Here is a 14,715-nt window from a genome sequence, read left to right on the forward strand (position 1 = left end):
TTCTAAGATAAAATGTATACAGATCACAGGATTACAATAATCACGCTTTCGTATGTCCGAAAAAAGCACTTATGAGCAAAAAAAACACTGAATGCTAAAACAGCAAAAAATGCTATTATCCTCATACCTGACGTCAGGTACTCGTTGTTGAAAGGATGAGGATATTTTATGGATCAGGCTGGCATTATTCGCGACCTATTAATCTGGCTGGAAGGTCATCTGGATCAGCCTTTGTCGCTTGACAATGTGGCGGCAAAAGCGGGCTATTCCAAGTGGCACCTGCAGAGAATGTTTAAGGACGTGACGGGCCATGCTATTGGCGCCTATATCCGCGCCCGTCGTTTATCGAAATCCGCAGTGGCGCTGCGCCTGACTGCGCGTCCAATTTTGGATATTGCGCTGCAATATCGCTTCGACTCTCAACAAACTTTTACTCGCGCATTCAAGAAACAATTTTCGCAGACACCAGCGCTGTATCGCCGTTCACCGGAATGGAGCGCATTCGGTATTCGCCCGCCAATGCGACTGGGTGAATTTACGATGCCTGCACACGAGTTTGTCACCCTGGAAGATACGCAACTGCTCGGCACCACGCAAAGCTATTCCTGCTCGCTGGAACAGATTTCAGATTTCCGTCATGAAATGCGTATTCAGTTCTGGCGCGACTTCCTTGCTCAGGCTCCGGCGATCCCGCCAGTGCTGTACGGGCTTAACGAAACGCGTCCGAGCATTGAAAAAGACGACGAACAGGAAGTGTTTTACACCACAGCACTGACGCCGGAACAGGCCAATGGCTACGTGCCGTCGGCGCAGCCTATCCTGTTACAGGGTGGCGAGTACGTGATGTTTACCTACGAAGGGCTGGGAACCGGCGTGCAAGAGTTTATCCTGACGGTTTACGGCACATGCATGCCGATGCTGAACCTGACGCGCCGTAAAGGACAGGATATCGAGCGATACTACCCGGCAGAAGATGCCAAAGCGGGAGATCGCCCGATCAACCTGCGCTGCGAATTCCTGATTCCGATTCGCCGCTAGCGCTGTAGTTCATCCAACGCAGGGGCGTCCAGATGTGAGATGTCCCCTGCCGTTTCAACGACCCATCCCGGCGCCAGCCATAAGCTTTCCTGGTAATCAACGCGAGAAATTGAACAGTTGCGCAGACGCAAGCGACGTTCAGCCCATGCCGGTAATCCCAGAATTGTGCTCACCAGGCAACCCAGCGCGATACCGTGGCTGACCAGCAGTGGACGACTTCCCGGCGGCAGCTCCAGACAGGATGCCAGCGCCGCATTGACGCGATCGCTCAGCTCCTGCATCGATTCCCCTTCCGGAATACGACCATCCACCGTGCCGTTCACCAACTGGCGACGCCAGCCCTCTTCCTCTGGCGTCAGCGTATCGATGTGACGTTTTTCCAGCACCCCCATATTCAGCTCACGCAGACGAGAATCATAGGTGATATCACAGCCGCAGGCCTGGGCGATGATTTCTGCGGTGCGTCGTGTACGACCAAGATCGCTACTGATGACATGCGTAATACCAAACGAGCGGGCGCGTTCTCCCACCTGCATGGCTTGTTGTTCACCTTTAGCGGTTAGTGGGCTGTCTGACTGGCCTTGAATACGTCGCTCGGCGTTCCACTGCGTTTCGCCATGGCGAACAAGGTATACCTGTAACATGCTTTTTTTCCGTTATATACTCGTCATACGTTGAGTAGACTCTGCGATGAATTTTCAAACTGAGCTTAATTATGCACAAGGTTATCTCTGCGACCACCAATCCTGCCAAAATTCAGGCAATTCTGCGGGCATTTGAAGAGATTTTCGGGGAAGGATCCTGCCATATTGAACCCGTCGCCGTCGAGAGTGGCGTGCCGGAACAACCTTTCGGAAACCAGGAAACGCGCACTGGCGCACGAAATCGCGTTGATAACGCTCGCCGCCTGCACCCGCAGGCTGATTTCTGGGTCGCCATTGAAGCAGGAATTGACGACGATGCCACCTTTAGTTGGGTGGTGATTGATAACGGCATTCAGCGCGGTGAAGCCCGTTCAGCCACGCTGCCATTGCCGACTGTCATTCTCGACAGAGTCCGCAAAGGTGAAGCACTCGGCCCGGTGATGTCGGACTATACGGGTATTGATGAAATTGGCCGTAAAGAAGGCGCAATCGGCGTTTTTACCGCGGGCAAGCTGACGCGCTCAAGCGTCTATCACCAGGCGGTGATTCTGGCGCTCAGCCCGTTTCATAACGCGATATACGATGAGTCATTGTAATTTGTAGGCCTGATAAGCGTAGCGCCATCAGGCAAGCAGCGCGCACCATTGCCGGATGGCGGCTTCGCCTTATCCGGCCTACGAGAAAATCAGACACTTTTCAGCAACACCTGCTCCAGCCACTGACGCAAATCCACCGGTGCGGATTTGAGGCTGTTCGACCCCCGCGTAATAGTGGCAATCCCCGCCCCGAGCTCGTTTTTAAGCTCACGCTGGCTCATCTCGCCGCGCAGCAGCTCTTCAATGATACGCACACGCGTGCCCAACGCTTCACGCTCATCCGGCGTTAACATCAAATTGAGCAGTGGCAGGTGTAAATCTTGTTCGTAGGCGTGTTTAAGCAGATCGACAAAACGTAACCACTCCTGGTGACGTTGTTCTGCCATCTCTGCTGAATAGGGTGATTGCTGAGTCATAAGATATCGCCATCGTTGCGGGGGAAGCGTGCTTGCTTCCCCCTTTTGTACTCTTTAACGAGTACGATAGCATAACACAATCGACACGATCAGTAACGACGTTGCCATTCTGCGTCGCTCATCAACTCCGGTTTATCGCCGAGGAAATAGCGATAGTACGCATCATAAGCCAGCACATTCTTCACGTAACCACGCGTCTCTGAGAATGGAATACTTTCGACAAACGCCACAGCATCAATGCGGCCAGCGCTATTGCCAAGCCAGGTGCGAACGCGTCCCGGACCGGCGTTATAGGCTGCCGACGCAAAGATGCGGTTATTGCCGAATTGCTGATATACGTACTGCAAATAGCTGGTACCAATGTTGATGTTGGTATCAGGATCCAGTAGCTGGCTCGGACTGCTGTAACCTGGAATCGAGAACATTTTCACCGTATGCGTCGCCGTGCCTGGCATAATCTGCATCAGCCCGCTGGCGCCGACCGGTGATTTCACTTTCGGGTTCCAGGCGCTTTCCTGACGCGCTATCGCCATCGCATAACTTGGCTGAATATCCTTGCCGCTGGTGTAACGGGTAAACAGATCTTTATAGGCCAATGGGAAGCGCTCTTCCAGATGATCCCACAGCTTACCGGCGATCGTCGCCTGAACGCTCAGATCCCACCAGTGATTGTTGAACGCGTAACGTGCCAACTGAGCCTGCTCGGACTTGGTACGGCTGGTAACCAGATTCGCCCATTCACTGCGCGCGGTATTATCCATGTTCCAGTACATTAGCTCGCGTACGCGTGCCATTTCTGGCCCCTGAGTCAGCGCAGAATCAACGTTCGCTGGCGCTTTATCCACTTTCAGCTCGTACTCTTCGCCCAGGCGCTGTGCCGCCACCATCGGATAGAAACCACGCTGCTGCATGAGCTGGTGCAGTATCTCTTTGGCTTCCGCATCACGTCCGCGCTCCAGCAGCAGATCAGCCTGCCAGTAGCGCCACTCGTCTTTTTCTTTTGCTTCCATTGGCAGACGCGCCAGCCACGTATTCAGGCCACGACGATCGCCGGTTCCCAGCGCCATGCGCACACGACGCTCCACAAGCGAGGTGGAATTGGAGCGCATAATCGCATCATCACGCCATTTGGCCTGCTCGTCGGTGACGTCATTGCCCATCAGACGCCAGGCAACAATATCGCGTAGCTCCTGGGTTTGCTCGTCATTAAGCTGTTGCGCCTGTACCAGGGACGGGATCATCAGGCGGGCGTTTTCCACATCCTGACGCGCCACGCTGGCAAAGGCGACCGCCGCCATCTGTCGGGTGAAATCCGTGGCACCAGTGGTGCGAGCAAAAGTCATCACCGAATTCGGATCGTTGGCCAGCGAAATGATCGCAGAGGCAATGGTTTGGTATTGTACGGGCATCTGTCCGGCCAGCGCCGTCACCAGACCGGTATTCCCGGCTTTCATCGCCAGACGAATACGCTCCAGATACGCCAGCGGATCCTGAGTGCCTGAGGCGCGCCATACGCCAAATAATTTGTCACAGGCGTTCGGCTGACTTTTCCCGGTCAGCCACAGATCTTTCGCGCCCCGCCAGGCCTCTTCGGTTTGCCCGGTACTCCATTTCGCGAAGTAATAGTTGCATTGCGCTTCCGTGGTACCCGGTTTTTCCGGGCTAAACGCCAGCAGTCCACGCCAGTCTTCGCGGCGCGCCAGTTCATTCACAAAACGCGATTGCAGAGTACGCGCCGGGGGCAGCGTCGGGTTGGCGCGCACAAAATTGGTGACGGTAATGGTCGGCTGATTCATCAGATCGTCAGTAATCTGACGATATTCCAGATAGGGATACAGAGGATAGTTCTTCAGGCCGGGCATCATCTGCTCTACGACATCCATCTGTCGGTTATCCCAGGCCTGCTTAATTTGCGCATAGCGATTGCGCTGCTCATCCAGGGAATCGGCTCGCGCCACTTGACTGACCGTCAGCAGACATACGCTGGCCGCCAGCAGGCGCCAGGTAAATTGATTGGCTTTGTCCACAAGCTCTTCCTCTTCTCATGTTACGTCTGTGCAGCATCATGCCGCTTAATTAATTCATGCTAACCAGACATTGCAGAATGCGCCACGTCACGGACACTTTTTTACTTTTGTTGCGAGTGGGATCTGCTGGCTGGGATTGGGCAATGAAAAAGGCTACACTTCGCCTTTGATAACTATTTACCAATAATTAGCCCTAAATAATTCAAGTTGCAGCAAGGCGGCGAGGAAGTGAATCCCCTGAGCGTACAAAAGTACGTGACTGGGGTGAACGACACAGCCAACGCATCTGCGGCTTGAAGTATGACGGGATAAACATAGAGGCGAGTCCAACGTGGCCCAATTCGTTTATACCATGCATCGTGTCGGCAAGGTCGTTCCGCCGAAACGTCATATTCTTAAAAACATCTCACTGAGCTTCTTCCCTGGCGCCAAAATCGGTGTTCTCGGTCTGAACGGTGCGGGTAAATCTACCCTGCTGCGCATCATGGCCGGTATTGATACCGATATCGAAGGTGAAGCTCGCCCACAGCCAGGCATTAAAATCGGTTACCTGCCGCAGGAACCAAAACTGAACCCGGAACATACCGTTCGTGAATCCGTTGAAGAAGCGGTTGCCGAAGTGGTTAGTGCACTGAAAGGTCTGGATGAAGTTTACGCTAAGTACGCCGAGCCGGACGCCGACTTCGATAAACTGGCCGCACAACAGGGCAAGTTTGAAGAAATTATCCAGGCGCACGACGGCCATAACCTGAACGTGCAGCTTGAGCGTGCCGCTGACGCCCTGCGTCTGCCGGATTGGGACGCTAAAATTGAGAATCTCTCCGGTGGTGAACGCCGCCGCGTTGCGCTATGCCGCCTGCTGCTGGAAAAACCAGACATGCTGCTGCTCGACGAACCGACCAACCACCTGGATGCGGAATCCGTCGCGTGGCTGGAACGCTTCCTGCACGACTTCGAAGGCACCGTAGTGGCGATTACCCACGACCGTTACTTCCTCGACAACGTTGCGGGCTGGATCCTGGAGCTGGACCGTGGTGAAGGTATTCCGTGGGAAGGTAACTACTCTTCCTGGCTGGAGCAGAAAGATCAGCGTCTGGCCCAAGAAGCCTCTCAGGAAGCGGCTCGCCGTAAATCCATTGAGAAAGAGCTGGAGTGGGTACGTCAGGGCGCTAAAGGCCGTCAGTCTAAGGGTAAAGCCCGTCTGGCACGCTTTGAAGAGCTGAACAACACCGAATACCAGAAACGTAACGAAACCAACGAACTGTTTATTCCACCTGGAGCACGTCTGGGCGATAAAGTCGTTGAAGTCACCAATCTGCGTAAATCCTACGGCGATCGCGTTCTGATCGACGATCTGAGTTTCTCCGTACCGAAAGGCGCAATTGTCGGCATCATCGGTCCGAACGGCGCGGGTAAATCTACCCTGTTCCGTATGATGTCCGGTCAGGAACAGCCTGACAGCGGCACCATCACGCTGGGTGAAACCGTCAAACTGGCCTCCGTTGACCAGTTCCGTGACGCCATGGACAACAGCAAAACCGTGTGGGAAGAAGTTTCCGGCGGGCTGGATATCATGCGAATCGGCAACACCGAGATGCCAAGCCGTGCCTACGTGGGCCGCTTCAACTTCAAAGGTGTGGATCAGGGCAAACGCGTCGGCGAGCTGTCCGGTGGTGAGCGTGGTCGTCTGCACCTGGCGAAGCTGCTGCAGGTTGGCGGCAACATGCTGCTGCTCGATGAACCAACCAACGACCTGGATATCGAAACCCTGCGCGCGCTGGAAAACGCCCTGCTGGAATTCCCGGGCTGCGCGATGGTTATCTCGCACGACCGTTGGTTCCTCGACCGTATCGCCACCCACATTCTGGATTACCAGGATGAAGGTAAGGTTGAGTTCTTCGAAGGTAACTTTACCGAATACGAAGAGTACAAGAAACGTACGCTGGGCGCCGATGCGCTGGAGCCGAAACGTATTAAGTACAAGCGTATTTCTAAGTAATTAGCGTTAAGTGCCGGATGGCGGCGTTACGCCTTATCCGGCCTACGAGGTTAGTGCGACTTGTAGGTCGGATAAGCGCAGCGCATCCGGCATTAAAATCTACCTTTGCTCACCCATTAGTTCTTTCACCAACTCCACGCAGCGCAGGAAGCGGCCGTCGTAGTCAGGCTCCTGAACGTGCACAAAATTGATATTGTTTTCCTGCAGCATCTCGACCAGCAGCGTCTGAAACGCTTTTCTGTCAACTGAGCTTCCAAGGCTGCGTAAGCCATCCGCCACCCATGGGGTGTTGTTTTCCAGCAGGATCACCAGGTCGAAGCGATACTCGTCAATAAGCGCTTGCACAAACGGGTGTTCACGCCCTTCATACTTTTTACAGAAGGCCTGAGTGGTCACGAAATCGGTGTCAATGAATGCCACTTTATTGGCGTATTTAACAGCAAAATCGATGTATTGCGCTTGTCCCAGGGCGATTTTATCGTAGTCAGAATACTGCAACGCCATCTCATCGCCGCCCAAATGGGAGAAGACATAATCACGCCCGTATTCCCACGCACTGGTGGTGTTAAAGATATTGGCGAGCTTATTCACCAGCGTCGATTTGCCGCTCGACTCCCCGCCGAGGATCGCCACGGTGCGCACGAAAAACGGCTTCACTTCGGTCGGAATGTACTCCCAGTAGCGAAACGGGTTTTCACGGATTTGCCCGCCGCTGATGCTCATGAACGTCCGCTTAGGATCCACCAGCACGGTTTCGATCCCCAAATGTTCGAGATACTGCGGGGCATCTGATTCTTCAGAGGTGTAGATCCAGTTTGGCTGGATCCCTTTCTCCTGCATAAACGTTTTAATCCCGTTGCTCCACACGTCCCAGCCGTGCGGATACGGCTCCATGCCTTCTTCGTTGAAGGCATGAATACGGATATTTTTCTGATACTTAAAGGTTTGCAGCAGCCAGCGTAAACGATCGGGCACCGTAGGCTGTTGCGACATGGCACTGTCTTCAAACAGGCTGCGATCGCGCGTGTCGTCATAGCCCATGATGATATGCAGTTCATCGACCTGGCTACAGGCGCGCTGGATAAGATAGATATGGCCGGTGTGCAGCGGATAAAACTTGCCGAATACCACACCGATATTTTTCTGCTGGCGCGGAAACTCCAGACCGAGAAAGCGGTGCAACGCCTCCAGCTTCTGCGCGCTGGGGCTTTTGATTTTGGCATTCAGCAGTTGGCTTAGGTATCCCTTGGTCATGCCACTGGCATCCGCCACCTGTTGCAGGGTACAGCCCTTTTGCTTTATGGCGGTTTTCAGATATTCAAATGACACAAGAGCCTCCTGCTGGAAAAATCGCGTAACACTGCCTGATGGCGCTTCGCTTATCAGGCCTACAAAATCGGTACGTACAGGTATTTGATTATAGGTCGTCAAACACGCTTAACGCATCCGCAAGCTTCTTAACGCCAAAGACCTGCATGCCTTCCGGTACTTTTTTCGGTACGTTAGCGGCAGGGACAATCGCCCGGCGAAAGCCGTGCTTCGCCGCTTCCGAAATACGCTCCTGCCCGCTGGGTACCGGACGGATTTCGCCCGCCAACCCCACTTCGCCAAAGACAACTAAATCCTGTGGCAGCGGTCTGTCACGCAGGCTGGAGACCATTGCCAGCAGCAACGCCAGGTCGGCGCTGGTTTCGGTGACTTTTACGCCGCCTACTACATTAACAAACACGTCCTGATCCGCCATCTGCAAGCCACCGTGACGATGCAGCACCGCCAGCAGAATCGCCAGACGGTTCTGTTCCAGACCGACCGCCACGCGACGCGGGTTCGCCATCATTGAGTGATCGACCAGCGCCTGAATCTCTACCAGCAGCGGGCGCGTACCTTCCCAGACCACCATCACCGAACTGCCGGAGGTGACCTCATCGCCACGGCTTAAGAAGATAGCGGAAGGGTTGCTGACTTCACGCAGGCCCTGTTCGGTCATGGCAAAGACGCCCAGCTCATTCACCGCACCAAAACGGTTTTTATGGCTACGCAGAGTACGGAAACGAGAATCGGCGTCACCGTCGAGCAGTACCGAACAGTCAATACAGTGTTCGAGCACCTTCGGCCCAGCCAGCGAGCCGTCTTTGGTGACGTGGCCGACCATCACAATCGCCACGCCGCGCGTTTTGGCAAAACGCGTCAGGTAAGCCGCCGTTTCGCGCACCTGCGCCACACTGCCCGGCGAAGACTGAATATCCGCCATGTGCATTACCTGAATGGAGTCGATCACCATCAGCTTCGGCTGTTCTTCTTCGGCAATCAGGCAAATTTGTTCAATACTGGTTTCCGACAGCATATTCAGATTCGCGGTCGGCAAACCGAGCCGGTGCGCGCGCATCGCCACTTGCTGCAGTGACTCTTCACCGGTGACGTACAGAGTTTTCATCTGCTCAGCGAGCTTGCACAGCGTTTGCAGCAGCAGCGTTGATTTCCCCGCGCCCGGGTTACCGCCAATCAGAATAGCGCTGCCGGGTACCACACCGCCGCCCAGCACGCGGTCAAACTCTTTAAATCCAGTGGAAAAACGCGGCAGTTCTTCAAGGCTGATGTCAGACAGCTTCTGCACTTTTGCCACGCCCGCATTCCCGGCATAGCCACTGAGCCGCTCGTTACGCGCCACCGTTGGCGATGCGGCAAGGCGCACCTCGGTAATGGTATTCCAGGCCTGACAGGCGCTGCATTGCCCCTGCCAGCGCGGGTAATCGGCCCCGCATTCATTACAAACAAAGGCGCGTTTTGGAGCTTTGGCCACGTTTTACCTCTTTCGTTAACGCTTTTGCCGGATGGCGCAGGCGCTTATCCGGCCTACGGACACCTTGCCATCGGGCAATTTAATCATTTCTGGTTCATGCTGCCGGAGAGAATGCAGAACACCCCCATCAGATCGGCGTGACGGATAGTAATCTCCGTCTTTTCATTCACTTTCGGTTTGGCATGATACGCAATACCCAGCCCGGCCGTTTTGATCATCGGCAGATCGTTAGCACCGTCGCCGATCGCCACCGTCTGCGCCATCGGGATCTCATATTCTTGTGCCAGGCGGGTCAGGGTATTGGCTTTGTACTGGGCATCGACGATATCGCCGATCACGTTGCCGGTAAATTTACCGTCCATGATCTCCAGCTCGTTTGCCACAGCCGCCGTCAGACGCAGTTTATTACGCAGGTAATCGGCAAAGAAGGTAAAGCCGCCAGAGGCAATAGCCACTTTCCAGCCGAGCGTCTCCAGTTTTAACACCAACTGTGTCAGGCCTGGCATCAGCGGTAGCGTTTCGCGCACCTGGTGCAGAATATTGGCATCAGCGCCCTTCAGCGTCGCCACGCGACTGCGCAGGCTGGCGGTAAAGTCCAGTTCGCCTCGCATTGCGCGTTCCGTGACTTCCGCAACCATCTCACCGGTTCCAGCCAGTTTAGCAATTTCATCAATGCATTCGATCTGGATTGCCGTTGAGTCCATGTCCATCACCAGTAAACCCGGTGTGCGCAGATGCGGAATTTTACCTAGTGGCGCAACATCCAGTTTGGCATCATGCGCCAGTTTTGCCGCGCGCGGCGTTAACGAACCCGCCAGGCGAATCACCTGATAATCCTCGACGCACCAGGCAGCAACAATCACCATCGCCGCGCCCAGTTTGCTCTGGTATTGCGTTAAACGTTGTTTATCCAGCCCACGACCGTACAGCAGCCAGCCACTGCGGCCCGCGTGGTAGTCCAGCGGCATGACTTCATCGCCACTTAAAGAGAGAGGCAGACCTGGCCACAGAGAAACATCTTCAGGTAGATCGCACCAGGTTATGTTAGGCATTAAAGCTCCTGTAAAATCGTTCGGGTCGGAATCATCAGGGGAAAATAACGCATGAGGCTACCCTGTAACCAGCGCTTCTGGCAACATTAAGTCTCAAATTTTCAGCAGGTGGAATATGGCTCGCGCAAAACTGAAATTCCGACTTCATCGTGCAGTGATTGTATTGTTCTGTCTTGCGCTGCTTGTCGCCCTGATGCAGGGCGCATCCTGGTTTAGTCAAAGTCACCAGCAGCAGCGTAATCCGCAGCTCGAAGAGCTGGCCCGTACGCTGGCCCGCCAGGTGGCGCTAAATGTTGCTCCGCTAATGCGTACCGAAACGCCGGATGAAAAACGCATCAAAGCGGTACTCACACAGCTGACGGAAAGTAGCCGTATTCTGGACGCTGGCGTATACGATGAACAGGGAGACCTGATTACGCGCACCGGCGAGAGCGTCAACGTTCGTGACCGACTGGCGCTCGACGGCAAAAAAGCCGGGGGTTATTTTAACCAGCAGATTGTCGAACCCATTCAGGGGAAAAATGGTCCGCTGGGCTATTTGCGTCTGACGCTGGATACCCACACCCTCGCCACCGAGGCGAAGCAGGTAGATAACACCACCAATATCTTACGCCTGATGCTGCTGCTGGCGCTGGCGATTGGCGTCGTGCTCACCCGTACCTTATTGCAAGGCAAGCGTACCCGCTGGCAGCAATCCCCTTTCCTGTTGACCGCCAACAAACCGGTGCAGGAAGAAGACAACGAGAAAAAAGAGTAAAAGCAGTAAAAACTGTAAAACAGAAGGGAAATCAACCATGACTACACTACGCCTGCTTATCTCAGACTCTTACGATCCGTGGTTTAACCTCGCGGTCGAAGAGTGCATTTTTCGCCAGATGCCCGCCACGCAGCGCGTCCTGTTCTTGTGGCGTAACGCCGATACGGTGGTGATTGGCCGGGCGCAAAACCCGTGGAAAGAGTGTAATACCCGCCGTATGGAGGAAGACAACGTGCGGCTCGCCCGCCGTAGCAGCGGCGGCGGCGCGGTGTTCCATGACTTAGGCAATACCTGCTTTACCTTTATGGCCGGTAAACCGGAATACGACAAAACCATTTCCACCGCGATTGTCCTCAACGCATTGAATTCTCTGGGTGTGACGGCAGATGCCTCCGGGCGTAACGATCTGGTTGTGAAAACGCCAGACGGCGATCGCAAGGTTTCAGGCTCTGCTTATCGGGAAACGAAAGATCGCGGATTCCACCACGGCACGCTGCTGCTAAATGCCGATCTCAGCCGCCTGGCAAATTATCTCAATCCCGACAAAAAGAAACTCGCAGCAAAGGGGATCACCTCTGTCCGCTCACGGGTGACGAATTTGACAGAGCTGTTACCGGGCATCACCCATGAACAGGTCTGTCAGGCCATCACGGAAGCCTTTTTTGCTCATTATGGCGAACGCGTTGAAGCGGAAGTGATCTCACCAGATAAAACGCCGGACCTGCCAAATTTTGCCGAAACCTTTGCCCGCCAGAGCAGTTGGGAATGGAATTTTGGTCAGGCACCTGCTTTCTCGCATCTGCTGGACGAGCGTTTCACTTGGGGTGGCGTTGAGCTGCATTTCGACGTCGAAAAAGGTCATATCACGCGCACACAGGTGTTTACCGACAGTCTCAATCCCGCGCCGTTAGAAGCGCTGGCGGAGCGGCTACAGGGCTGCCAGTATCGCGCCGATGTTTTACAGCAGACTTGCGAAGCGCTGGTTACGGAATATCCGGATCAGGAAAACGAGCTGCGTGAACTGGCGGCGTGGGTGGCGAAGGCCGTGCGTTAAGCGATTAGTGGCGAATTGCCGGATGGCGGCTGCGCCTTATCCGGCCTATAAGACCGCTCCTGTAGACCTGATAAGCGAATCGCCATCAGGCATTAATAGCGGCATTCCCGTAGGCCCGGTAAGCGAAGCGCCACCGGGCCACAACAACCTTACTCTTTATCGCCCAGCAGAACGGATTCCAGCGCGATTTTGATCATGTCGTTGAAGGTCGTCTGACGTTCAGCGGCAGTGGTCTGCTCGTGAGTACGGATATGGTCGGAAACGGTGCAGATGGTCAGCGCTTTTGCACCAAATTCCGCAGCAACACCGTAGATGCCCGCAGCTTCCATTTCCACGCCCAGCACGCCGTATTTTTCCATCACGTCGAACATTTCACCGTCCGGAGAGTAGAACAGGTCAGCAGAGAACAGGTTGCCCACGCGCGCGTCTACACCCAGTGCTTTTGCCGCATCAACCGCGTTACGCACCATGTCGAAGTCAGCAATAGCAGCGAAGTCATGATCTTTAAAACGGATACGGTTAACTTTGGAGTCGGTGCAAGCGCCCATACCGATAACCACGTCACGCAGTTTAACGTCCATACGCACAGCGCCGCAGGAGCCTACGCGAATGATTTTCTTCACGCCGAAATCGGTGATCAGCTCTTTGGTGTAGATGGAGCAGGACGGGATACCCATACCGTGACCCATAACGGAGATCTTACGGCCTTTGTAAGTACCGGTGAAACCTAACATGCCGCGAACGTTGTTCACTTCACGAACATCTTCGAGGAAAGTTTCAGCAATATGCTTTGCACGCAGCGGGTCGCCCGGCATCAATACGACGTCAGCGAAATCACCCATTTCTGCATTAATATGTGGAGTTGCCATTTTTTGTCCTTATTTCGTTGTTATTGCCTGATGGCGGCTACGCCTTATCAGGCCTACAAAACGTATGCAAAACAGTGAAATACCCTAAGGATTTCGCGTTGTAGGAAGGCGACGAATTCATGAATCCCCGGGAGCATAGATTCACTATGTGACCGGGGTGAGCGAATGAAGTCAACGCATCTACAGCGCGAAAGACAACGGGTATTACAGCATGTTTTTACCGTAGTCCATCGGTGACGTACCAAAGTAGCTCGCCAGCGTCTGACCGATATCCGCGAAGGTTTCACGGTGACCTAAAGAACCTGGTTTCACTTTCGGGCCGTAGACCAGTACCGGGATGTGTTCACGGGTGTGGTCAGTGCCGGTCCAGCTTGGGTCGCAGCCGTGGTCAGCGGTCAGGATCAGAATGTCATCTTCACCCACCAGCTCCATCAGCTCAGGCAGACGGCGGTCGAACAGTTCCAGGCCCGCAGCATAACCGGCGATATCGCGACGATGTCCCCAGGAAGAGTCGAAATCAACGAAGTTGGTGAAGACGATGGTCTTATCACCTGCTTCTTTCATCTCTTTGATGGTGGCGTCGAACAGCGCGTCCAGACCGGTGGCTTTCACTTTTTTGGTGATGCCGCAGTTAGCGTAGATATCCGCGATTTTACCGACGGAAACCACGTGACCGTCTTTTTCGTCGACCAGTTTCTGCAGCACGGTCGGTGCTGGCGGCTCAACGGCCAGGTCGTGACGGTTACCGGTACGCTGGAAGTTACCGGCTTTATCACCGATAAACGGACGTGCGATAACACGACCGATGTTGTAACCACCTTCGGTCAGCTCTTCACGTGCGATTTCGCACAGCTCGTAAAGTTTATCCAGGCCAAACGTCTCTTCGTGGCAGGCAATCTGGAACACGGAGTCAGCGGAGGTATAGAAAATCGGCTTGCCGGTTTTCATATGCTCTTCACCCAGTTGATCCAGGATCACGGTACCGGAAGAGTGGCAGTTGCCGAGGTAGCCTGGCAGGTTGGCACGTTTTACCAGTTTATCCAGCAGTTCCTGCGGGAAGCTGTTTTCATGATCGGAGAAATAACCCCAATCAAAAAGAACCGGGACACCCGCGATTTCCCAGTGGCCAGACGGCGTGTCTTTCCCGGAAGAAAGTTCATGCGCCCATGCGTAGGCACCAATCACTTCCGCGTTACCGTCCATACCAGCAGCAATTTTACCGGTAGAACCTTCGTGAGCTTTCACCAGGCCCAGACGGGTCAGGTTAGGCAGATTCAGTGGACCTTTGCGACCATTGTCAGCTTCACCTTTCGCACAGGCTTCTGCAATGTGTCCCATAGTGTCTGAACCTACGTCGCCAAAGCGATCCGCATCTTCAGTCGCACCAATACCAAAGGAGTCCAGCACCATAATAAATGCACGTTTCATCTTGTTCTCCATACATCTGCGCCGCAAAAAAGCGA

Annotated in this window: 13 protein-coding genes; 5 read left to right on the forward strand and 8 right to left on the reverse strand. The window is 54.3% G+C overall.

From position 1 onward, the window contains the following. Positions 1-168 precede the first annotated feature (168 nt). Positions 169-1,038, forward strand: a complete 870-nt coding sequence (robA, locus tag JQN59_RS19685) for an MDR efflux pump AcrAB transcriptional activator RobA (protein ID WP_003829933.1) — start codon at positions 169-171, stop codon at positions 1,036-1,038. Here robA and gpmB read toward each other — a convergent pair. Continuing rightward, on the reverse strand, positions 1,035-1,682 hold the full coding sequence (gene gpmB, locus JQN59_RS19690) for a 2,3-diphosphoglycerate-dependent phosphoglycerate mutase GpmB (RefSeq protein ID WP_003019006.1): 648 nt from the start codon (positions 1,680-1,682) through the stop codon (positions 1,035-1,037). The two genes, robA and gpmB, sit on opposite strands and share 4 nt — an antisense overlap. Before the next feature lie 71 nt (positions 1,683-1,753). Here gpmB and yjjX point away from each other — a divergent pair, with 71 nt between their 5' ends. Beyond that, positions 1,754-2,278: an inosine/xanthosine triphosphatase gene (gene yjjX / locus JQN59_RS19695; protein ID WP_057067005.1), complete on the forward strand. Its 525-nt coding sequence runs from the start codon at positions 1,754-1,756 to the stop codon at positions 2,276-2,278. An 89-nt stretch (positions 2,279-2,367) separates the two neighbouring features. Here the strand turns inward: yjjX and trpR are convergent, their stop codons facing one another. Further along, the gene (gene trpR, locus JQN59_RS19700; protein WP_032934222.1) at positions 2,368-2,694 is read right to left on the reverse strand and encodes a trp operon repressor; all 327 of its coding nucleotides are present in this window, start codon (positions 2,692-2,694) and stop codon (positions 2,368-2,370) included. An 89-nt stretch (positions 2,695-2,783) separates the two neighbouring features. Next, on the reverse strand, positions 2,784-4,721 hold the full coding sequence (gene sltY, locus JQN59_RS19705; RefSeq protein ID WP_149607597.1) for a murein transglycosylase: 1,938 nt from the start codon (positions 4,719-4,721) through the stop codon (positions 2,784-2,786). Positions 4,722-5,052: 331 nt separating this feature from the next. On the opposite strand from sltY, the gene ettA reads away from it, so the two are divergent. Then, a complete protein-coding gene (gene ettA, locus JQN59_RS19710) occupies positions 5,053-6,720 on the forward strand; it encodes an energy-dependent translational throttle protein EttA (RefSeq protein ID WP_003829940.1) in 1,668 nt (555 codons plus the stop codon). A gap of 99 nt (positions 6,721-6,819) precedes the next feature. Here ettA and nadR read toward each other — a convergent pair whose 3' ends face one another. The 3 genes from nadR to serB all read right to left on the reverse strand — a co-directional run bounded on the left by nadR (position 6,820) and on the right by serB (position 10,572). Further along, complete coding sequence (nadR, locus tag JQN59_RS19715; RefSeq protein WP_003829942.1) at positions 6,820-8,049, reverse strand: multifunctional transcriptional regulator/nicotinamide-nucleotide adenylyltransferase/ribosylnicotinamide kinase NadR; 1,230 nt, start codon at positions 8,047-8,049, stop codon at positions 6,820-6,822. Positions 8,050-8,137: 88 nt separating this feature from the next. After that, a complete protein-coding gene (gene radA, locus JQN59_RS19720) occupies positions 8,138-9,520 on the reverse strand; it encodes a DNA repair protein RadA (protein WP_003829944.1) in 1,383 nt (460 codons plus the stop codon). An 83-nt stretch (positions 9,521-9,603) separates the two neighbouring features. Then, complete coding sequence (gene serB, locus JQN59_RS19725) at positions 9,604-10,572, reverse strand: phosphoserine phosphatase (RefSeq protein ID WP_003829946.1); 969 nt, start codon at positions 10,570-10,572, stop codon at positions 9,604-9,606. A gap of 115 nt (positions 10,573-10,687) precedes the next feature. Between serB and JQN59_RS19730 the strand changes: the two genes are divergently transcribed. Both JQN59_RS19730 and lplA read left to right on the forward strand, forming a co-directional pair. Further along, positions 10,688-11,329: a YtjB family periplasmic protein gene (locus JQN59_RS19730; RefSeq protein WP_003829948.1), complete on the forward strand. Its 642-nt coding sequence runs from the start codon at positions 10,688-10,690 to the stop codon at positions 11,327-11,329. Between the two features lie 37 nt (positions 11,330-11,366). Beyond that, positions 11,367-12,383 carry a lipoate--protein ligase LplA gene (gene lplA / locus JQN59_RS19735; RefSeq protein ID WP_149607596.1) on the forward strand — a complete coding sequence of 339 codons (1,017 nt, stop codon included), beginning with the start codon at positions 11,367-11,369 and terminating at the stop codon, positions 12,381-12,383. Between the two features lie 149 nt (positions 12,384-12,532). Here lplA and deoD read toward each other — a convergent pair whose 3' ends face one another. Next, positions 12,533-13,252: a purine-nucleoside phosphorylase gene (deoD, locus tag JQN59_RS19740; RefSeq protein WP_000224864.1), complete on the reverse strand. Its 720-nt coding sequence runs from the start codon at positions 13,250-13,252 to the stop codon at positions 12,533-12,535. A 204-nt stretch (positions 13,253-13,456) separates the two neighbouring features. Next, on the reverse strand, positions 13,457-14,680 hold the full coding sequence (deoB, locus tag JQN59_RS19745) for a phosphopentomutase (RefSeq protein WP_003019037.1): 1,224 nt from the start codon (positions 14,678-14,680) through the stop codon (positions 13,457-13,459). Between the last annotated feature and the right edge of the window lie 35 nt (positions 14,681-14,715).

The sequence above is a fragment of the Citrobacter sp. B72 genome, assembly GCF_016894305.1.
In the GTDB taxonomy this organism is placed as follows: Bacteria; Pseudomonadota; Gammaproteobacteria; order Enterobacterales; family Enterobacteriaceae; genus Citrobacter; species Citrobacter portucalensis.